At 69.7% G+C, this 19,277-nt stretch carries 20 protein-coding genes; 5 read left to right on the top strand and 15 right to left on the bottom strand.

All coding sequences use genetic code 11. The features are described 5' to 3' along the window. Positions 1-11: 11 nt before the first annotated feature. Entirely contained in the window at positions 12-932 is a 921-nt protein-coding gene (locus tag JNB50_RS00840; RefSeq protein ID WP_208038219.1) for a hypothetical protein, read from the bottom strand. Positions 933-1,038: 106 nt separating this feature from the next. Beyond that, positions 1,039-1,272 (bottom strand): PLDc N-terminal domain-containing protein, encoded by a 234-nt coding sequence (locus JNB50_RS00835; RefSeq protein WP_208038218.1) that lies wholly within the window; start codon positions 1,270-1,272, stop codon positions 1,039-1,041. Between the two features lie 80 nt (positions 1,273-1,352). Between JNB50_RS00835 and JNB50_RS00830 the strand changes: the two genes are divergently transcribed. Beyond that, positions 1,353-1,925, top strand: coding sequence for an NTP transferase domain-containing protein (locus JNB50_RS00830; RefSeq protein ID WP_208038217.1), 573 nt, complete (start codon positions 1,353-1,355; stop codon positions 1,923-1,925). Further along, positions 1,922-2,179: a DUF6457 domain-containing protein gene (locus tag JNB50_RS00825; RefSeq protein ID WP_208038216.1), complete on the top strand. Its 258-nt coding sequence runs from the start codon at positions 1,922-1,924 to the stop codon at positions 2,177-2,179. Before JNB50_RS00830 ends, JNB50_RS00825 begins: the two co-directional genes overlap by 4 nt. Before the next feature lie 51 nt (positions 2,180-2,230). Here the strand turns inward: JNB50_RS00825 and JNB50_RS00820 are convergent, their stop codons facing one another. After that, on the bottom strand, positions 2,231-2,749 hold the full coding sequence (locus JNB50_RS00820; RefSeq protein ID WP_208038215.1) for a hypothetical protein: 519 nt from the start codon (positions 2,747-2,749) through the stop codon (positions 2,231-2,233). After that, positions 2,749-4,746, bottom strand: a complete 1,998-nt coding sequence (locus tag JNB50_RS00815; protein ID WP_208038214.1) for a primary-amine oxidase — start codon at positions 4,744-4,746, stop codon at positions 2,749-2,751. The genes JNB50_RS00820 and JNB50_RS00815 overlap by 1 nt, the downstream gene beginning before the upstream one ends. Positions 4,747-4,842: 96 nt before the next feature. Here JNB50_RS00815 and JNB50_RS00810 point away from each other — a divergent pair, with 96 nt between their 5' ends. Next, positions 4,843-5,475, top strand: a complete 633-nt coding sequence (locus tag JNB50_RS00810) for a TetR/AcrR family transcriptional regulator (RefSeq protein ID WP_208038213.1) — start codon at positions 4,843-4,845, stop codon at positions 5,473-5,475. A 72-nt stretch (positions 5,476-5,547) separates the two neighbouring features. Here the strand turns inward: JNB50_RS00810 and JNB50_RS00805 are convergent, their stop codons facing one another. From JNB50_RS00805 to JNB50_RS00790, 4 genes are read right to left on the bottom strand one after another with little or no spacing between them, the layout of a single operon-like run. Next, positions 5,548-6,705, bottom strand: a complete 1,158-nt coding sequence (locus JNB50_RS00805) for a M20 family metallopeptidase (protein ID WP_208038212.1) — start codon at positions 6,703-6,705, stop codon at positions 5,548-5,550. Beyond that, a complete protein-coding gene (locus tag JNB50_RS00800) occupies positions 6,698-7,369 on the bottom strand; it encodes a DUF1028 domain-containing protein (RefSeq protein ID WP_208038211.1) in 672 nt (223 codons plus the stop codon). Before JNB50_RS00800 ends, JNB50_RS00805 begins: the two co-directional genes overlap by 8 nt. After that, entirely contained in the window at positions 7,366-7,797 is a 432-nt protein-coding gene (locus JNB50_RS00795; protein ID WP_208038210.1) for a RidA family protein, read from the bottom strand. Before JNB50_RS00795 ends, JNB50_RS00800 begins: the two co-directional genes overlap by 4 nt. After that, positions 7,797-9,077, bottom strand: a complete 1,281-nt coding sequence (locus JNB50_RS00790; RefSeq protein WP_208038209.1) for an NAD(P)/FAD-dependent oxidoreductase — start codon at positions 9,075-9,077, stop codon at positions 7,797-7,799. The genes JNB50_RS00795 and JNB50_RS00790 overlap by 1 nt, the downstream gene beginning before the upstream one ends. Positions 9,078-9,317: 240 nt before the next feature. Between JNB50_RS00790 and JNB50_RS00785 the strand changes: the two genes are divergently transcribed. Further along, a complete protein-coding gene (locus JNB50_RS00785) occupies positions 9,318-10,781 on the top strand; it encodes an aldehyde dehydrogenase family protein (RefSeq protein ID WP_208038208.1) in 1,464 nt (487 codons plus the stop codon). A 103-nt stretch (positions 10,782-10,884) separates the two neighbouring features. Next, complete coding sequence (locus JNB50_RS00780) at positions 10,885-12,408, top strand: APC family permease (RefSeq protein WP_208038207.1); 1,524 nt, start codon at positions 10,885-10,887, stop codon at positions 12,406-12,408. 16 nt (positions 12,409-12,424) lie between these two features. On the opposite strand, the gene JNB50_RS00775 is transcribed toward JNB50_RS00780, so the two are convergent. The 7 genes from JNB50_RS00775 to JNB50_RS00745 form a co-directional block, all read right to left on the bottom strand. Further along, on the bottom strand, positions 12,425-13,510 hold the full coding sequence (locus JNB50_RS00775; protein WP_208038206.1) for a hypothetical protein: 1,086 nt from the start codon (positions 13,508-13,510) through the stop codon (positions 12,425-12,427). Continuing rightward, positions 13,507-14,133: an ATP-binding cassette domain-containing protein gene (locus tag JNB50_RS00770; protein WP_208038205.1), complete on the bottom strand. Its 627-nt coding sequence runs from the start codon at positions 14,131-14,133 to the stop codon at positions 13,507-13,509. Before JNB50_RS00770 ends, JNB50_RS00775 begins: the two co-directional genes overlap by 4 nt. After that, positions 14,121-15,119 (bottom strand): peptidoglycan-binding protein, encoded by a 999-nt coding sequence (locus JNB50_RS00765; protein ID WP_208038204.1) that lies wholly within the window; start codon positions 15,117-15,119, stop codon positions 14,121-14,123. Before JNB50_RS00765 ends, JNB50_RS00770 begins: the two co-directional genes overlap by 13 nt. A gap of 89 nt (positions 15,120-15,208) precedes the next feature. Then, positions 15,209-15,565, bottom strand: a complete 357-nt coding sequence (locus JNB50_RS00760) for a hypothetical protein (RefSeq protein ID WP_208038203.1) — start codon at positions 15,563-15,565, stop codon at positions 15,209-15,211. A gap of 259 nt (positions 15,566-15,824) precedes the next feature. Next, positions 15,825-16,118, bottom strand: a complete 294-nt coding sequence (locus tag JNB50_RS00755) for a hypothetical protein (protein ID WP_208038202.1) — start codon at positions 16,116-16,118, stop codon at positions 15,825-15,827. Positions 16,119-16,226: 108 nt separating this feature from the next. After that, the gene (locus JNB50_RS00750) at positions 16,227-17,795 is read right to left on the bottom strand and encodes a GMC family oxidoreductase (RefSeq protein WP_208038201.1); all 1,569 of its coding nucleotides are present in this window, start codon (positions 17,793-17,795) and stop codon (positions 16,227-16,229) included. After that, positions 17,792-19,237, bottom strand: a complete 1,446-nt coding sequence (locus JNB50_RS00745) for a cytosine permease (RefSeq protein WP_208038200.1) — start codon at positions 19,235-19,237, stop codon at positions 17,792-17,794. Before JNB50_RS00745 ends, JNB50_RS00750 begins: the two co-directional genes overlap by 4 nt. Between the last annotated feature and the right edge of the window lie 40 nt (positions 19,238-19,277).

Genomic DNA, 19,277 nt, shown 5'->3' with positions numbered 1-19,277 from the left:
GACCCGCGCGGCTAGTATCCGATGACCCCTGTGAAGTCCGGGGACCCGTCCGGCTTCGCCGGCAGCGGCGTGCCGTTGACGTAGCGCGGCCACTCCAGCCGGAATCCTCCCGCCGGCGTGAGCACGTTCGGGTACGCGGAGGCCGGGGCGGCGGGCGGCGCTGCCACGGTCGGCGCGGCCGCGGACGGCGCCGCCACGGTCGGCGCGACCACCGGCGGTGCGAACGCTGCGGGCGCAGGAGCAGCGGCGTGGGCCGGGCCGGCGGGTGCCGCATACGGCATCCCCTGCGACTTCACCCGCTTCGGCCCGAACAGCGAGTACGTCAACGGGATCAGGATCGTCCCCAGCGCGTCCAGGATCGCGATCGCGCCGACCAGCCGCCAGTACGCCTCGCCGAAATCGACGTGCTGGAACACCAGCGGCGCGGCGAGGCCGATGGTCAGCGCGCCGACCAGGATCAGGGTGACCAGCGTGACCTGCGACATGATCGGCCCGGTGAACCGGCGCTGCGTGTTCAGCACCAGGTGGATGTGCAGGAGGCCGAGCCGCGTGACCGCGACGAGCAGCATCCACGAGAAGAACCCCCACCACCAGTCGTCCGGCACGGAGCCGTCCAGCGCGGGCGCCCAGATCTTCCAGAGGCCGTCGAGTAGCAGGAACGCGGAAAGCGCGACCGACACCGCGCCGAACCAGGACGCACGGCGCGCCGACACGTCGGCGTCGTACCAGGAGACCAGCGAGAAGAAGACGAGCAGCGCGATGGTGCCGATCAGCCTCCAGCAGTTCTCGTCCCACCGGCCGATGATCACCGCATAGACGCCGACGAGTGCGGCGGCGATGAGCGCGCCGATGACGATGCGCGGCAGCAGCTTCCTCACCCAGCCGAAACGGTTGAACTCCGGTGCGGGCGTCGGCGCGATGGCCTCGGTCATGTCTCTCCGATCTGAACCGTGCGGCGGTCGCCGGCCGCCTCGGCGAGGCGGCACTTCGCACGCTACCGACGGAGCCGCGCGGGCGAATCAGTGGAGGTACGGATTCTCAGCCCGCCGATGCCGGAGGCGTGTCGCCGCGGAGCGAGCGCCGGCCGATCGCGAACCACAGGATCGCCCCGACGAGCGGGATCAGGGTGACGATGACGACCCAGGCGACCACCGGACCCGCCGCGGCCTTCGACTTCGCGAGCTGCACGAGGGCGATCACCCACAGTGTGAGCGGAACGATCCAGAACGACAGCAGGATCAGGAGGTGCCAGCCGGCCAGCCCGTAGAACATGCGTCACACCATACCGGTCGTTCGACCGGCCGACGGAACCGCTCCCACCGCGAGAGACGGAAGCGTGGGAGGCTGATGTCGTGCCAACCGCTCCCCCTCCGCCCGCCGCGATCGTCATCGCCGGCGGCCGTTCGACGAGGTTCGGCAGCGACAAGCTGAGCGCAGAGGTCGACGGGCGCAGCCTTCTCGATCGCACGATCGACTCCGTGGCCGGCTGTCGGCCGGTCGTCGTGGTCACGGGCTCAGAGGTCCGCGTAGCCGACCAGCTCGTCACGGTGTCCGAGTATCCGCGCTGGGGAGGCCCGTGCGCCGCTCTGGCGGCGGGCGTGGCGGCGATCGACGGCGGCCCGACGGACGTCCTGATCGTCGCCGCCGATCTGGCACATCCCGAGGCGGCGGTGTCCGGGCTGTTGGCGACCGAGTCCGGAGTGCTGGCCGGTTCCGACGGCCGCCCGCAGTGGTTGCTCGCGCGTGCTCCGCTCGCCGCACTGCGCGACCGCTGCGCCGAGCTGGAAGCCGACGGCGGCACCGCAGGCCGTGCGGCGCGCGCGATCGTCGGCGAGCTGGGCCTTCCGCTCGTCGACGCCGCCACGGACGCGATCGCCGACATCGACATACAGGAGGACCTCGACCGGATGAAGGAGAACCGATGACCCCCGAAGAGCTCGACGCCTGGGCGGGCGTCGCGGCGCGCCGCCTCGGCGTCGCCCTGGAACCCGGCGATGTGTCGGCCATCCTCGACCTCGCCAAGGACGCCGCGCACGGCGTCACCCGGCCGGCGGCACCGCTCACCGCGTACCTCGCCGGGATGGCCGTCGGCGCGGGACGAAGCCTGGCGGACGTCGCCGCCGACCTCCGCGCGACCATCGCCGAGTCCGCGCAGCCCGACTCCTCCGACGAGACGTGAGTCGTGGGGGGAACCCGAGGTCGAGTTCCCCCACGACTCACGTGTCGGCGGTCACATGGCGCACATGAGGAGCACGCCCGCGGCCATGCCGGTGACTTCGCCGATCTCCAGGAGACCCCGGGTGCGGCCGGCACGGGGCGCGACCCGGCGTGCGCGCACCATCCCGAGCAGCAGCCACCCGCTGTAGACGAGATACCCGGTAACGAACGCGAACGCGATGGCGACGAGCGGCACTCCATGCGAGTGCGCGGCTGCCGCGCCCGACCGGCCAGCACCGGCCATCCCCAGCGACAGCGACACGAGCGCCGCCATCGTCACGCCGCCGAGCGCACGGTGGAGGCTCATCGGAGCCACCCGTCCGCCGCGCCGCTGGAGCGCGAACCCGGCAGAGGCCAGCGAGAGCACGATCGAGACCAGCCCCAGCCCCGGCGCGGCGGAGGCCAGCACGCAGCCGAGCATCGCCAGCACCATCAGCGACGCCGAGATCCACACCCGCCGCGGGCGCGGCGATCCGAGCAGGCAGCACGCGGAGACCGTGGAGGCCCCGAGCGCGCCCACGTCGAGCATCATCAGTGCCCGCAGCTGCACTCGGGGCCGCAGGCCGACGCCGACGATACAGCCGCCGCCGAACCGGCCGCCGCGTGGCACGACGCCGCCGACCGCGGCAGGTCCAGCGTCGGGTTGCGGTCGAAGAAGCCGTACGGCTTGAGCGAGAAGCCCGCGTAGTCGACGGGCATGATCGGCCAATCCTCCAGCCGTGGGAAGTGGGTCAGGCCGAACGTGTGCCAGACGACGATGTCCTCGCCGTCGATCGGCCGGTTCTGGGCGACGTACGCCGGCAGGCCCGCGCCGCCCGGGTGGAGGTTGACCGCGTACCCGGCCGCCCACAGCTCCGACGGCTCGTACCGCGTCACCCACAGGTGGTGAGCCGCGAATCCGGCGCGACGGCGCTGGTGCGCCTCCTCTGCGCTGAACAGCGCGGGGCCCGACTCCGGGTGCAGCACGTACGAGGTCGGCCGCCCGACCCGGTTGGTGCGCTCGGCGCTGCTGATGCTCCACACCCGCCCGACGCTGCCGTCGGCATCCCGCACCGCGCCGGCCTCCGTCTCGAGCCGGGTGACTGTGCGGCCGATGGCGCTGCCCCACGGGTTGCCCTCCGACACCGGCACCCGCGCGACGTCGATCTCGTCGACCGCGTTCGCGACGCCGTCGACCGTCATGTCGAGGCGCGCGCAGAACATGTGCTGGTGCACGGGAGCTCCGAGCCCGGGCGCGAGCGGGGTGGAGTACGGGTCGTCGCCGCCGTCGTGCGCGCCGGTGAAGACGATGCCCGTGGCCTTGGCCTCCACCTCGAAGGTGCCGTCGAGGTAGAAGTAGAAGTAGAACCCGTAGTCGTAGTTGCCGACCGTCGTGAAGAACGACACGACCAGGCGGCGCTGACGGCGCGCCTCCGACGTGTGGGTGAACTCGTCGGTGTGCTTCCAGAGGATGCCGTAGTCCTCCTCGTGGATGCAGATCGCGTTCGTGATCGTGCGCGGACGGCCGAAGTCGTCGGCGACCACGGCGTCCAGGTAGAAGATCTCGCCGAGGCAGTCGCAGCCCAGCTCGAGCGAATTGGCGAGGCGGCCGAACTGGTACTCGCCGGCGTCGTAGTAGTTCTGCCAGCCGTGGATGGGAGTCGGGTCGGCGTAGTTGACGACCATCTCGGAGATGGAGGCCCGGTACAGGATCGGCCGGCGTTCCTGCTGGTGGGTGAAGGCGACGTCGTGCAGGGTCAGGCCTTCGCGGCCGTTGAAGCCGACGCGCAGGTCCCAGTTCTCCCAGCTGAGCACGCCGTCGTCGTAGCTGAAGCTGACACCCTCGGGCTGGCTGATCTCGATGGGCTTGAGGGAAGTGCGCAGCGGGCCGGTCACCTCGAGGTCGAGGTAGTCGCCCGACTCCATCGGCACGGTGTCGACCGGCGTCTCGACCAGGCGGATCACCGAGCGCGAGAGCGTGTCGACGTGGGCGACGATGCCGTCGATGGGGTGCGCCCACGGGAGGTCGGACGGGCTCCCCTGGTAGAAGGCCAGCACGCGGAACATGCGGCGGCCCTCCTCGTCGTCGTAGTCGAAGTGGCCGGCGGTGAGCGGGCAGGTGCGCACGTTCTCGATGTCGTGGATGCCGCGCCGGGCGAGCGCCGCAGCCCAGCCGGCGTCGGCCTTGACGATCTCGTCGACGAGCGCGAACTCCTCGTCGAGGACGGGAGCGGTGCCCTCGGTCGCCGGGTCGAGCTCGCGCGTGCCGACCACGACTCCGTCGGTCACGTCGACGACCGCCTGCGTGACGGCGCCGGTGGAGAAGTCCAGGAGGAGCGTCTCCACCTGGCGGTGCAGCGACGCCGCGCGCTCGGGATCGAGCACGTCGCGCTTGTGCGGCTCGTGCAGCAGCACATACGTGAACCGGGTGTGCTCGGTGACCAGACCGGCCTCGGTGAGGACCTCGCGTGCGCGGTCGATCTCGGCGGGCGTGAGCGCCGCGAGCGGGTGGATCGCGGTGGTCGTGGTGGTGGGTGCCGTCAGGGACATTGCAGAACTCCTTCGTCGTGCTCGGTTATTGACTCTAGCGTCAAAATCCCGCGCGGGGAAGAGACGCCGCGGAATTCGTCGGGCATCATGGAGGGCGTGCCGAAGATCGTCGACCATGACCAGCGCCGCCGCGACATCGTGGAGGCCTACCTCCGGGTCCTCGCGCGCTCGGGCGTCTCCGGCACCCACGGCCGCTCCGTCGCGGCCGAGCTGGGCGTGGTGCCCGGCACGCTCTGGCACTACTTCGACTCCGTCGAGCAGATCGCGGAGGCAGCGGCCCAGCGGGGAGTCGAGCGCACGCTGGCGCGCATCGACGAGCGCTCCGGCGAGCTCCGCGGGCTGGCCGCCCTGCTCGCCATCGCCGAGGAGATCCTGCCGACGACGCCCGTCACCCGCGAGGAAGCGCGTGTCGTCGTCGCCTTCTGGGGCCAGGTGCTGCCTGACGCGGACACGCGTTCGGCGTTCGGACGGCCGCGCGAGTTCACCGAGCGAACCCGGGCCGCCCTGAGCGACGCGGTGGCCGACGGCGACCTGGTCGCCGCGACCCCGATCGAGCCGCTGGTGCGCCTCCTCGACTCCGTCTACGCCGGCGAGCAGGTCATCTGGGCGGCGGAGTCCGTCGACGACGACCCCCGCCAGGCCCGCCGGTCGTTCGCGACCGCGGTCGCGCCGTGGCTCGGCGCCGCCACCTCCCCCGCCGCCGAAACCCTCCGCGGCTGGCTGCGGTAGCCGTCGCTTCCTCACTTTCTCCCGCCGGAAGCCGGCGTGTCGCGGGAGGAAGTGAGGAAGCGATGGCTGGGGTCAGGAAGTGGCCCGCGCGACGTCGATGACGGTCTGCGCGAGCGCGACCGCCGCATCGCGCAGGGCGCGCTCCGCGTCGGGGCCTACGCAGGCCGCCGCGAACTCCGGCTGGTGGTTGGTGGCCGGCAGGCTGTTCACGCCGATGTACGGGTGGATGGCCGGCACGACCTGCGACACGTTGCCCATGTCGGTCGAGGCGCGATTCATCTTCCCGGAGCCCGAGGTGTCGAAGACCCGGCCGAGCGCTGTCGCGTTGGCGCGATAGAACCCGAGCGCACGCTCGTCGTTGCGGAACTCCGAATACGGCTTGCTCTCCGGCGTGATCGTGAGGGTCGTCCCAGAGGCCAGCGCGCCCGCCTCGAAGCAGCGGTTCACCCTGGCCTCGACGCTCTCCAGCTCGGCAAGCGTCTCCGCCCGCACGTACCAGCGCCCCTCCGTGCGGTCGGGGATGGCATTGGGCGCCTGGCCGCCGACGGTCTGGATGCCGTGCACCCGCGCCGAATGCGGAAGCTGCTGGCGCAGCAGTCCGATCGCCACCTGGGCGACGACGAACGCGTCGTTGGCGTTCACGCCCTCCTCGGGATACGCGCCGGCGTGGGCGGCCTTGCCGTCGTAGCGCACGTGCGAGTGGGCGACGGCGAACGGCCGCGCCTCGGCCACATCTACCGGCCCGGGATGCGCCATGACGGCCAGGTCGAGCCCGGCGAACGCGCCGCGGTCGAGCAGCTCGATCTTGCCGCCGCCGCCCTCCTCGGCCGGAGTGCCGTAGACCTCCACGGTGATGCCGAGCTCGTCGGCCAGCGGCGCCAGCGAAGAGGCCACCCCGACGGCGATCGCAGCGATGAGGTTGTGCCCGCAGGCGTGGCCGAGCCCCGGCAGCGCGTCGTACTCGGCGCAGACGCCGATGCGCACCGGGCCGGAGCCGGCGGTCGCCAGGAACGCGGTCTCCAGCCCGAGGTAGCCGGGCGTCACCGCGAATCCGCGGGCGGAGAGCGCGTCGCGGAGCCGGGCAGAGGAGCGGTGCTCGTCCCACGCGGTCTCCGGGTCGGCGTGCAGGGCTTCGGACAGAGCGACGAGCGCAGGGAGGTCGGCGTCGACGAGGTCGCGCGCGCGCTCCTTCAGCGCGGCGGCGGCGGAGACCGCGACGGCGTCACTCATCCCCGGGCACCCCGTAGCTCGGCGCTCCCGCCGGCATCAGTCCGCGTGTGACGTACGCGTCGCGCTGCGGCAGCCAGGTCTCGACGAGGATCTCGTCGAGCAGTGCCACGGGGTCGTCGGCCCAGTCGACGCGGAGGTCGGTGACCCGCCAGCCGGCGTCGCGGACGACAGCGACGCCGGCCGAGTGCACGGGGCCCTCCTCGCCGCCGGCGGCGATCGCCGCCTTCAGCGCGGCCAGCAGCCGCACCTCCAGGTCACCCGCCGCCGCCTCGAAGGCGTCCACCATGAGCTGCGGGAGGTCGGCCCTGGCGAGCATGTTGCCCGCGGCGACCGCGTGCGGGGACTGCGCCTGGCCGTGGTGGCCGAGCACGTGCGAGCCCGAGTGGACGGCGGAGCGGCCGTCGCGGTCGATCACCAGCAGCTGCCGGTAGTCGATGTCGGGCGTCGAGTCGACGACCCACGCCAGTACCTCCTCTACCGGTCGCCCGTCGCGCAGCCCGTTGATGAGCTGCGGCCCGAGCCGCGGGTCGGTGATGTTCTGCGAGTGCGCACCGCCGATGCCGTCGGCGAGGTTGACGCAGCGCGCGGCGACGGCCGGCGACGAGGAGCAGATGGCCGAGCCGATGGCTCCGGTGTCGTCGACGGCGAGGATGGAGAACGTCACCGGACGACCTCGCCGGAATCGGAGACGACCGCGGTCGCGTCGATCTCCACCAGCCACTCCGGCCGCGCGAGCGCGGAGACCACGATGCCCGTGGAGACCGGGAAGACCCCCTTCAGCCAGCGGCCGACGACCCGGTAGACGGCCTCCCGGTAGCGCGGGTCGACGATGTAGATGACCACCTTGACGATGTCGTCGAGGCTCGATCCGGCCTCCTCCAGCAGCATGGCGATGTTCGCCATCGCCTTCTCGGCCTGAGCCTCCACGTCGCCGATGCCGACGGATTCGCGGGTCTCCAGGTCCTGGCCGATCTGGCCGCGCAGATAGACGACTCCGTTCGCGACCACCGCCTGGCAGAGGTCGTTGTCGAGGTTCTGCTCCGGGTAGGTGTCCTTGGTGTTGAACGGGCGGATCCGGGTGTGGGTCGGCATCAGAGAACTGCTCCTTCCGCCGCGAGCGCGGCCTGCTGGTCGTAGGCGAGGTAACCCCGCTGGATCTGGATCTGGTCGGCGATGTGGCGGGCGTCGTGCCAGACCCCCCAGATGAAGCTGGACCCGCGGCGCGACTGCCACGGCAGGCCCAGGAAGTAGACGCCGGCCTCGGCGGAGACGCCGCGCTGGTGGGCGGGCCGTCCGCTCTCGTCGAACGCGTCGACCTGCAGCCAGCTGTAGTCGGTGCGGAAGCCGGTCGCCCAGACGATCGTGGTGATCCCGGCCGCGGCCAGATCGAGCTCGAGCACGGGGTCGGTGAGGCACTCGGGGTCGGCGCCGAGCACGCGTGCCTCCGGCTCCTCCGGCAAGTCGAGGCCGTTGCGGGCGACATAGGCGTCGGCTTCGTCGAGCAGCGCGAACAGGTTGGCGTCGCCGGCGGCGACGTTGCGGGCGAGATCGGCTGCGAACCGCATCCGGCCGTCGACGAAGGCGTTCGTGCGGCCGACCAGCGTGATCCCGGTCGCGGCGAGCTCGCGGAAGTCGACGGTGTGACCGCCATCGGCCCCGCTCACCGCAATGGTGACGTGCTCTGCGCCCTGCGGAGGTGCGGAGAGATCCCACTTGCCGAGCACTCCCAGCCACCAGACGAAGTCGCGGCCACGGTAGCGGCGCGGGGGCCGGTCGTGCGGCCCGACGGACAGCCAGACCTCACGGCCCGACCGGCGCAGCTCGTCGGCGATCTGGACGCCGGACGACCCGGCGCCGACGACGAGCACTCCGCCGTCGGGCAGCTGCGCCGGGTTGCGGTAGTCGCTCGAGTGCAGCTGCGTGAAGCCGGCTCCGTCGGGGACGACCGCGGGGACGACCGGCACCTGGAACGGACCGGTCGCGGCCACGACGTAGCGCGCCTGGAACTCGCCATCCGAGGTCTCGACGGTGAAGCCGGGGCGATCGCTGTTGCGCACGACGCGGGTGACTTCTACGCCGGTGCGGATGGGCGCGTCGATGAGTTTCGTGTACGCGACGAAGTAGTCGGCCACGTCGTCCTTGGGCGCGAAGTCGTCGGCGCCGACCGTCTCGAACTCCAGCTTCGGGAAGCGGTCGTGCCAGGCGGGGCCGTTGGCGACCAGGGAGTCCCACCGCCCGGAGCGCCAGCGCTCGGCGATGCGGCCCTTCTCCAGTACGAGGTGCGGGATGCCGCGGTCGGTCAGATGATCGCTCATCGCCACACCGGCCTGGCCTCCGCCGACGACGAGGACCTCGATTTCCTGGCTCGACATGCTGCTCTCCTTCGCTGAACCGTGAGCTGACCGTGAGCGGTCCGTGTTGCCCCGCGGTCGGTCCCGTCATTGTCAGCAGCAGCGATGGAATCTGTAAAACAATGAGAATCGACGAATCGAATCAGTGGAAGTGATGGTCCGCGCGTGAATAGTCGCTGCAGCCGTTGATCAATTCGATCGATGCAGTTCAACGCTTTTCGCCGCTCGTTTCGATGCACCCATCGTGCGTACCCTTCCGGCATGACGATCGACACAACCGTCCGCCTCGACGGCAGGGCACTCATCGAAGGCGACCGGGTGGACGCGGTGTCGGGTGAGACCTTCATCACGGTCAACCCCGCGACCGGAGCGCCGCTCGCGGAGGTCGCCAGAGGCGGCCCCGCCGACGTCGACCGCGCCGTCGCGGCCGCCCGCTCCGCCTACGAGAGCCGGGTGTGGAGCGGCCTCGGCGCCGCCGAACGCGGCGCGGTGCTGCGCCGGCTCGCCGACCTCATCGAGCGCGACGCCGAGGAGCTCGCGCTGCTCGAGTCGCTCGACATGGGCAAGCCGCTCTCGCAGACGCGCACCGTCGACGTGCCGGGCACCGCGGCGACGTTCCGCTGGTACGGCGAGCTGGCCGACAAGCTGACCGACGAGGTCCCGGCCACTCCCCCGGGATCCACCGCCATCGTCAGCCGTGTCGCCCTCGGTGTCGTCGCCGCGATCGTGCCGTGGAACTACCCCCTCGACATCGCGGCCTGGAAGCTCGCGCCCGCGCTCGTCGCCGGCAACAGCGTCGTGCTGAAGCCGGCAGAGACCACCAGCCTCACCGCCCTCCGGCTCGGCGAGCTGGCCCTGGAGGCCGGCCTCCCCTCCGGTGTCCTCAACGTCGTCCCCGGGCCGGGCTCGGTCATCTGTCGTGCACTCGGCCTCCACCTCGACGTCGACGCGCTCACCTTCACCGGGTCGACCGCCGTCGCCAAGAAGCTGCTGACCTACGCGGGCGAATCGAACCTGAAGCGGCTCAGCCTCGAGGCCGGCGGCAAGAGCTCCAACCTGATCTTCGCCGACGTGGATGACCTCGCACTGGCCGCCGATAAGGCCGCGTTCGGCGCGTTCTACAACCAGGGCGAGGTGTGCTCGGCCAACTCGCGCATCTTCGTCGAGCGACCCGTCTACGACGAGTTCGTCGGCCTCCTCGCGACCGCGGCACAGGCCTACCGGTCGGGCGACCCGCTCGACCCGGCCAGCGGCAACGGCGCACTCGTCTCCGAATCGCACGCCGACGGCGTCGCGGAGGCGATCGCCGCGGCGGCGCGCGACGGCGAGCTGATCGGCGGCGAGCGCATCGAGCGCGACGGCTCGTCGGCGTTCATCGACCCGGCGATCGTGGTGGGCCTCCCGCTGTCGCACCCGCTGCACCGCGACGAGATCTTCGGCCCGCTCGTCGTGGTCCAGGCGTTCGACCACGAGGACGACGCCGTGGGCGCGGCGAACGCCACGGACTACGGTCTCGCCGCATCGGTCTGGACCTCCAGTCTGTCCCGCGCGCACCGCGTCTCCGAGCGCCTGGTCGCCGGAACGGTCTCCGTGAACACCGTGGACGCGCTCGGCTCCACCACCCCGTTCGGCGGGTTCAAGCAGTCCGGCTTCGGCCGCGACCTCTCCCGGCACGCCATCGACAACTACGTCGGCCTGAAGACCACGTGGTTCCAGCACGCCTAGCCCGGCCCGGCGGCGCTGAGCGCGTCCTGGACCTCGGCCGCGCGTTCGCCCTGCTCCGTCAGTCACCCCACCCCACGAGAATGTCAGGACGAAGGAGTCCCCGATGAGTTCATCCACCCGGAACGACGCGAAGCTCACGACGTCGAGCATCCGGGCCCAGCGCTTCCACAAGACGCTGGGCCGGCTCGACATCGTCTTCCTGTCGATCAGCGCCGTCATCTCCATCGACACGGTCGCGCAGATCGCCGCGGGAGGCGGCGCCGAGGCGTTCACCTGGACCGCCATCATCGGCGTCACCTTCCTCTTCCCGTATGCACTGGTGATCTCCGAGCTGGGCAGCACCTTCCACGACGAAGGCGGGCCTTTCGTCTGGGTGCGGCTCGCGTTCGGCAAGCTGACCGGTGCGATCGCGACGCTCTTCTACTGGATCACCAATCCGCTCTGGATGGGCGGCTCGCTGGTGTTCATCTCCGCGGCGACCTGGGGCGCGTACATCGCACCGCTTCCGGAGGGCAGCGCGGGTGACATCGTCTTCAAGCTGGTGTTCATCTGGCTGGCCATCGGAACGGCGATCATCGGCCTCCGCTACGGCAAGCACATCGTCGCCGCGGGAGCGGTCGTCAAGATCGCGCTGCTGCTGGTCTTCGTCGTCACCGTGGTCGTCTACGCCATGAAGAACGGCGTGCACGGCTACGCGGCCGGCGCCTTCTCCCCCACGCTCAGCGGCTTCCTCGCGGTGACGCCGGTCATCCTGTTCGCCGTCGTCGGCTTCGAGGCGCCCAACGGCGCGGCCGAAGAGATGCGCAACCCGCAGAAGGACGTCCCGAAGGCGATCGCCTCCTCCGGAATCATCTCGATCCTCTGCTACCTCGTCCCCATCTTCGCCATCCTGGCGGTGCTCCCGGCCGACAAGGTGCAGGGCGCGAGCGGCCTCCTCGACGCCTTCAAGGAGGTGTTCTCGGTCTACGGGATCGCCACCGGCCCCGTCATGTTCGTCGCGGCGCTGCTGTTCGTGTTCGTGGTGCTGACGCAGGCGAGCGCCTGGATGATCGCGTCCGACCGCGTGCAGGCGGCGGCGGGCGCCGACGGCGCGTTCTTCCGCTACTTCGGCGTCTTCTCGAAGCGGTTCGGCACCCCGGTGCGGATGAACATGCTCTCCGGGATCGTCGCCACCGTCTTCTGCATCGCCGCGACCCTGCTGCTGAAGGGCAGCACCGCCGCCGTCTTCACCGTGGTGCTGACCGTCGCCATCTCGACGCTGCTGCTGTCGTACCTGGTGATCTTCCCGTCGATCATCCGGCTCCGCCGGAAGTACCCGGACATCGAGCGCCCGTTCCGCGTCCCCGGAGGCCGCGCCGGCCTGTGGACCGCGGTCGTGGTCATCTACGCCTGGGTGCTCCTCGGCTCCTGGGTGGCGGTCTTCCCCGGAACGCTCGAGTCGCTGTTCGGCCTCACATACGACTTCGTCGACACCTGGGGCGTCGACCGGCCGACCTTCGAGGGCTTCACCGTGGGGACGCTGATCGTCATCACAGTGCTGGCGCTGGCCGGCTACTTCTGGCAGCGGGCGCGCGACCGCCGGGTCGCCCCGGGCCCGGAGCTGCTGCTCGAGCCGGTGCGCGACTGAGGCGCCCCCGTCGCGCTCATCGAGACTTGAAGTAGACGAACAGGTGCCGTTCTCGTACAGAGAGAACCCCGCTGATCGTTCCAATGAGGACAGCCGGCATCGAGGCCGCCACGGGCCACACCGCGACGCTCAACAACGACGACGGATCTCCCGCCTGCTGCACCACCACGAACGTCCCGAGCAGCGGCAGCGCGACGATCGACGCGGTAGCAGACCATACGAGCGATTCGACCATCAGCTGGAATGCCTGGCCGGCGGCACTTACTCCAGCGTGGCGGCTTGCTGCCAGTTCCAGCCTCCGACGAGTGACGGAGAGGTACCCCAGGATGATGCCGATGAAGACGACCACCTCTGGCGCAAATCGCGTGATCCTACTCTCGAAGGTGTGAGCGCCGTCGAATCGGGTGCCGAGAGATGCGTTCAGCTGTTTGAGCTGGGGCCCTTGGCCTGGAGCAACGTTCGAGGCAGCACCGGGCATCAGAACTGTCGGGACGACGGAGAGGAGTGCATCCGTCGCCGGCCATGCCTCGATCCAGCACTCGTCGTATGGTTGAGAAGCGTCGGTGGGACTCAGAATCGAATAGCCGTAGCCGGAGAGTCGCCCATCGGCGGGATAGCGGAACACAGCTCCGATACGGGAATCGCCCGCGGCCAGCGCGAGCGACCGGCCAGGCACGACGCCCAGCGTGGATGCCAGGTCTTCTGCGATGAAGACACCGTTCGCCGCTGATACCCCACCGAGTGCTCTGAAGCCTCCGAATCCGGCGGAGACATCGAAGGTCGGAATGACCTGGTCCGGCAATGCCGCCGCAACCTCTCCACTGCTCCGTTGTCGCACTGCTCCGGCCGCGGATACTCCCGGGATCGCCATGAGCCGATCGCAGACCGATGCGTCGATTCCGTTCTTCATCCGATACACGAGCGTCGAACCGCCCCGGTCGCGAAACTCTGCAGCGCGGTGCCCGATGTCCGCGACTTGTGCGACGTCTGCTCCTGCACACGCGACGACGACGCACGCGAGGGCAAGGCAGAAGACTGCCGCCCGCGTCGTCCCGCTGGCGACGTTCAGCGCGGCTTCGCGGACGAGCGAACGAAGCCTCATTGGCCGGCCAGATCGATGACACCGGTGCACGCGGCTCGCGTTCGTGGATCGTGGGTGGCAACGACCACGATGCATCCCTGTCCTGCGACCGATGCGATCGCTTCGTTGACCGCGGCGGCGGTACGGGGGTCGAGCTGCGCCGTCGGCTCATCTACCAAGAGGAGATCGGGTTCAGAGGCCAACCCTCGAGCAAGCATCAGCCTCTGCGCTTCGCCTCCCGACAACTCTCGGAAGGGCGATCCGGCGACCTGCGACAGTCCGACGTGCGCCAATCGGACCCGAGCCTCCGCGCGGGCGTCTTCGTGCGCTCGTCCCTGCGCCAAGAGCGGGAGGGCGACATGATCCTCGGCCGTTCGAGCGGCGACCCCGTGCGGGTTCTGGAAAATCCAGGAGATCTTGCCGATGTTCACCCGCGACAGGCTGCCCGAGGCCGGCTCGAGCCATCCGGCGAGCACACTGAGGAGCGTGCTCTTCCCCGACCCTGACGGACCGGTCAGGGCATAGACCTCATTCGGCACGAGGGTGAAGCTCAGCCCGCCGAAGAGGATGGGCGCCTCCCCGAATCGGTGCGAGAGCTCCGTCGCTACGACACGCCGATCGTGGCCGGAGCCTACTTTCGGCATGCCGACGCGTCTCTCGTGTCGAGGTCGACTTCGCGGACCCGTACGTCCTGCTCAGGAACGACGAAGGTTTGCCCCAGCTGCGAACCTACTATCGTCATCGCGATACCGCGGCCCCTCACAGCCACGCACGCCGCGGCTCCGTGCGTGTCGTACACGGACGCGGCGGGAACCGAGATGACGCTGACAGGCGTGGCGAGCCGATACGTGATCGATAGCTCTGCCCCCGCCGAACCACCGGTGAAGGGAGCGGCACCGGACTCATCGGTGCTCGCGCGATCGGCATGTTCCCGATATTCAGTGGATTGCGCCAGCCGGACGAGACTTTCGGCGGCCGCGATTGATCCGGACGCGTCGACGGGAAGTGTCAGGTCGCCGACGACCACCACCCTGTCGCCCGATAGAGCATTCGCCGGCAGCGGTGAGACCTTGGCGGCGGCCACTCCGCTGGGAAGCGTCGCAACCGCGTCGCCTTCGCTCACCCTGTCGCCTAGCCGACGATCGCAGGTCACCGTTTGAACAGCCCGTGCAGGAAGCCAGATCACGCGATCGTGGGGTAGCACCGACCATGTGGCCGCGTCGCTCGCTCCGGCCTTCTCGGCCACCTCGACGACTGCTCTGAGCGTCGCCGTTCCGAATCGCCCGTCGGGCCGGATCGCGTGACCCAGTGTCACCAACTCCTCCTGAAGGGAACGGACGTCCGCGCCCACGTCACCGACGGCGAGGTCGCGCCACAACGGCCGCGACGTGGCGAGGTAGACAATCATTTCGTCGTTGATGGACAACGCGGCGTTACCCGAAGTGGCTGAGCCACCGGCTATGCACAATGTGCTCGTCACTGTTCCCGCCATCGAAGATGTGAGGCCCTTCGCCGGCGAAGCCGTGACCGCGAGTGTCGCGGGCTGTTCGTCGAGGGTTTGCACTTCCTTAACCGGAGCCACGGCGAGCGAGGCGCTCGGCGCGATGGCCGCGGGTGCGGTAGGCCGCACAGCCAAGACTCCTACGAGTAGACCTACTCCGAGGGATACAACGACGCCGACCACAACAGCGGGCAACGACGGGCGCTGGAGGAAGCGCCTCACCGTCCGGACGCCAGACCGAGCGGGTCGTTGACGCACGCCGAGAAGCCCGGGTCATCGATGCTATATGGGAATTTCTGGGACTGGAGATCCGCTTCGTAATCCCGCTTGGCGTAGCCGGGCGGCGCCACTTTCTTGGCTACGAGACAGGCTGCGACGATCTCTTCCTCGTCGCGATGGTCCGGGTTGCGGAGGATGGCTCCTCTCAGCATTGCAATGACAGAGAGGTCGGCATTGCACTCAGCTTCGGCTTCAAAGCTCTCCTCGCCTGCGTCCACGGTTCCCTCACCCGCTGGCCCGGTAATTGTCGCCGTGAAACCCTTGTTCGCCATGCACCTGACATAGGCGCTGCTCACCTCGGCGTAATCCTGGTCAGTGATTGATCCCTTCTCAAGAATCGCGTGGACTACTTCACTTTTGGTAGAACGAAACGCCGCTGCGAACTCTGACGCCCACGGTCCCGAAAACGCTGGCACAGGGCCGGTGTAGACCCCGGCCGACGGACCCACTCCGTCTGGCGACGAGGAGGTCTCCGAACAACCCGACAACGCGGCAGTGACGGCAAATGCCACCACTGCCGCGCGGACGAGTGACGTGTAAGCCAACGAGTGGCCCTTACGGGGTTCCGTTGACGCCGTAGGACGTGATTCCGGCGTAGCTCAGACCCTGATCCGACCAAACACTCGGACGGGCCCAGTTTGCGTGGATGGTCCTGCCCTGCGCAACCACGTAGTGCCGGATCTGCCCGAACGAATCGGCGTAGTGATAGATCTTGCTGGTATAGAGCACTCCGACGCGTTGCGTGTGTGTGAGTGCCGCGCTCGCCGGAACCGACGTCGCCACCACCCCTCCCGCAACGGTGAGCAGCGCTGCCGCGCTCAGAATGGCGCGTGCACGAGTCTTCTTCAACTTCAGAGTGTCCCCGAACTGTGATGTTCTTCCGCTTCCTGCGCAACACTCGGTTGCACAGAAATGCAGCATTTCACAGATCGAGAAGGGGCGCCACCAACCCGGTTCCTACACTTGCATTTCCCGCGCCGCGATCAACTCCGCCGCCCGCTCCGCCACCATCATCACCGTGATGACCGGGTTCACCGAGGTCAGCGTCGGGAACACCGACGCGTCCGCGATCCGCAGCCCGTCGATCCCCCGCACCCGGAGCGACGGGTCCACCACCGCGAGCGCGTCGTCGGCGGCGCCGATCCGGCAGGTGCCGCTCACGTGGTAGACGGTCTGGTGGATGTCGCGCTGCACCGCCGAGAGCTCCTCGTCGGTCTGCACGTCGGGTCCGGGGAAGACCTCGCGCACCAGGTGGCTGCGCATCGGCTCGGCCTCGGCGATCCGCCGGGCCAGGCGCACGCCGGCGACGAGCATCCGCTCGTCGTGGCCCGCGGCGTCGGTGAAGTAGCGGTAGTCGATCACCGGCGGCTCGTCCGGGTCGGCGGAGGCGATGGTGACCCGGCCGCGGCTGTGCGGCTTCGCCACGTTCGGCGCGATCGCGACGATCGTCGACGGGAACGACACCCCGCGTGCCCGCGGGTGGTCGACGACCGGCTCGACCGGGAAGTGCATCAGCACGTCCGCCTTGGTCGGGTCGCCGTCGACGCCGACCATCGCGCCGGCATCCCAGCCGGAGGCCGAGATCGCGGGCGGGGCCGACAAAGCCTCCCACACCACGAGTCCTTCGGCGTGGTCCTGGAGGTTCTCCCCCACGCCCGGCAAGTCCAGCACGACCGCCACTCCGGCCGCCTCCAGCACAGAGGCCGGGCCGATTCCCGAGAGCAGCAGCAGCCGCGGTGTGTCGATCGCCCCGCAGGCGAGGACGATCTCGCGACGGGCACGCACGGTGTGCAGCTCGCCGTCCGCCGAGCGGTAGACCACGGCGACCGCACGGCCGCCTTCGACGACCACCCGCTCGGCGCGGGCGCCGGTGATCACGTCCAGCGATGCCCGGTCGTCCATGACGTCGTGGAGGTAGTGGATCGAGCTCGACCCGCGCACGTTGGTCTGCGGGTCGTAGCCGACCTCGAAGAAGCCGGCGCCGCGCGCGAGCGTATCGGTGCGACCGTCGTTCCAGCGCTCCTGCCGGGGGAGGTCGAGGGCAGCGACGGCGGACGCGACGACATCGGCGACGAACGGGTTCCGATCCGGTCGGCCCACGGGGTGGATGGGGATGCGCAACCGGTCGTAGTAGGGCTGGAAGCTCGCGGCATCCCACCCGGTGGCCCCGGCCGCGACCCATTCGTCGAGGTCGGAGGCGGGCGGCCGCCAGGCGATCATGGTGTTCGCCGTCGAGCAGCCGCCGAGGATCCGCATGCGCGACTGCCGGATGGTCGAGTTGCCCCGCTCCTGCGGCACGCTGCGATAGTCGAGGTCGTACTCGCTCTCGATCATCTCCTCCCAGCGCCGGATCGACCGGGCCCTGCCCTCGTCGCGGTCGCTCGGCCCCCACTCCAGGAGGCCGACGGTGACGGACGGATCCTCGGAGAGGCGCGCGGCGACGATGCCGCCCGCGGTGCCGCCGCCGACCACGACGTAGTCGTACTCGGCGGCGGCGGCGGTGGTGCTGGCGGTGCTGGCGGTCATTCTGCTCCTGCGGTTCCGATGGTCGGGGCGAGCGGGGTGGCGGCCGCGTCGGCGGCGGCGAGCACCGGCGGCTTCGACGGCGCCCACTTCATGAGCGCGTAGTAGAGCGGGCAGATCACGGCGAGACCGACGATCCACGAGATGTCGACACCGCCGAGGGCCGTCGCGATCGGGCCGGTGTAGAAGGCGGTGCTGAGGAACGGCAGCTGCACGAGGATGCCGAGCACGTAGCAGATCACCGCGTTGCGGTTGACCCGGCCGTAGATGCCGCCGTCCTGCCGGAACAGTGAGGCGATGTCGTACTTGCCGTGCTTGACGGCGTAGTAGTCGACCAGGTTGACGGCGGTCCACGGGATGAGCACGCACAGCAGCAGGATCATCAGGTTCGACAGGTTCACCAGGAAGTTGGCCGAGAACGCGAACCCGAGCACGAGCGCGACGACGAACAGGATGACCGCGATGGCGCCGCGGGTGACGGCCCGCGGGATCCACTTCGGGAACAGCGTCTGCCCGATCGTGATGATCGCGAGGCTGCCGCAGTAGAGGTTCATCCCGTTGCTGACGCTGATGCCGACGCCGAAGACGAGCATGGCCAGCCCGGCGATCCCGGGGATGAGAGCGCTCAGGCCCGTCGCGACGTCGTCTTTCGGAAAGGCGGCTCCGACGACCGAGCCGAGCACCATCGGGATGACCGACCCCAGGACGCAGCCGGCGAACGTCGCCCAGAACGCCGCACGCACCCCGGTGTCCTTCGGCATGTAGCGCGTGTAGTCCGACACGTAGGGTGCGTAGGCGATCTGCCAGAGCGCCGCGACCGAGATCGTGCCCATGATGCCGGTGGCGGTCACCGAGCCGTAGCCGAGGGCGCTCGCCGGAAGCGTGCCGGCGGCGAAGATGTAGATGAAGACGAGCGCGATGGTCAGGCCGGCGACGACGCTCATCACCGTGCCGAAGACGTGCAGGAGGCGGTAGCCGAACACGGCGCCGAAGACGCTGATGAGTCCGACGACCACCGTCGACCAGAAGGCGCCGAGGTGCGTCAGCGAGTCGAGCGCCTGGCCGCCGAGGATCACGTTGGAGGCGAAGAACGCCACGTACATCCCGACCACGATGATGACGACCAGGAGGCTGCCGTACGACCCGAACTGCGCCCGCGTCTGCAGCATCTGCGGCACGCCCATCTGCGGGCCCTGCGCCGCGTGCAGGGCCATCACGACACCGCCGATCAGGTTGCCGACGACCAGCGCGACGATCGCCGCCCAGATCGGCAGGCCGTAGACGGCGGTGGCCAGCAGGCCCGTCGCGATGGACAGCATCATGATGTTGCCGCCGAACCAGATGGTGAACAGGTTGCGGGCTTTGCCGTGACGCTCGTTCTCGGGGATGTAGTCGATGGTGCGGGTCTCGACGCCGAGGGCGTCGCTGCGGGCCTCAGTGCTCATGGGTGTGCTCCTCGTTGTCGCTTGGCATAGAAGCATCTGC

The organism is Leifsonia sp. TF02-11 (assembly GCF_017565305.1).
Classification (GTDB): Bacteria; Actinomycetota; Actinomycetes; order Actinomycetales; family Microbacteriaceae; genus Leifsonia.
Note: the sequence above shows the minus strand (reverse complement) of the source record. Positions and strands in the feature narration are given on the sequence as shown.

Coding starts and splice junctions, on each gene's coding strand:
- JNB50_RS00750 (WP_208038201.1), bottom strand. CDS start 17,795: ATGACCGCCAGCACCGCCAGCACCACCGCCGCCGCCGCCGAGTACGAC.
- JNB50_RS00775 (WP_208038206.1), bottom strand. CDS start 13,510: ATGAGGCTTCGTTCGCTCGTCCGCGAAGCCGCGCTGAACGTCGCCAGC.
- JNB50_RS00770 (WP_208038205.1), bottom strand. CDS start 14,133: ATGCCGAAAGTAGGCTCCGGCCACGATCGGCGTGTCGTAGCGACGGAG.
- JNB50_RS00835 (WP_208038218.1), bottom strand. CDS start 1,272: ATGTTCTACGGGCTGGCCGGCTGGCACCTCCTGATCCTGCTGTCGTTC.
- JNB50_RS00840 (WP_208038219.1), bottom strand. CDS start 932: ATGACCGAGGCCATCGCGCCGACGCCCGCACCGGAGTTCAACCGTTTC.
- JNB50_RS00785 (WP_208038208.1), top strand. CDS start 9,318: ATGACGATCGACACAACCGTCCGCCTCGACGGCAGGGCACTCATCGAA.
- JNB50_RS00825 (WP_208038216.1), top strand. CDS start 1,922: ATGACCCCCGAAGAGCTCGACGCCTGGGCGGGCGTCGCGGCGCGCCGC.
- JNB50_RS00790 (WP_208038209.1), bottom strand. CDS start 9,077: ATGTCGAGCCAGGAAATCGAGGTCCTCGTCGTCGGCGGAGGCCAGGCC.
- JNB50_RS00780 (WP_208038207.1), top strand. CDS start 10,885: ATGAGTTCATCCACCCGGAACGACGCGAAGCTCACGACGTCGAGCATC.
- JNB50_RS00805 (WP_208038212.1), bottom strand. CDS start 6,705: ATGAGTGACGCCGTCGCGGTCTCCGCCGCCGCCGCGCTGAAGGAGCGC.
- JNB50_RS00815 (WP_208038214.1), bottom strand. CDS start 4,746: ATGTCCCTGACGGCACCCACCACCACGACCACCGCGATCCACCCGCTC.
- JNB50_RS00820 (WP_208038215.1), bottom strand. CDS start 2,749: ATGATGCTCGACGTGGGCGCGCTCGGGGCCTCCACGGTCTCCGCGTGC.
- JNB50_RS00745 (WP_208038200.1), bottom strand. CDS start 19,237: ATGAGCACTGAGGCCCGCAGCGACGCCCTCGGCGTCGAGACCCGCACC.
- JNB50_RS00795 (WP_208038210.1), bottom strand. CDS start 7,797: ATGCCGACCCACACCCGGATCCGCCCGTTCAACACCAAGGACACCTAC.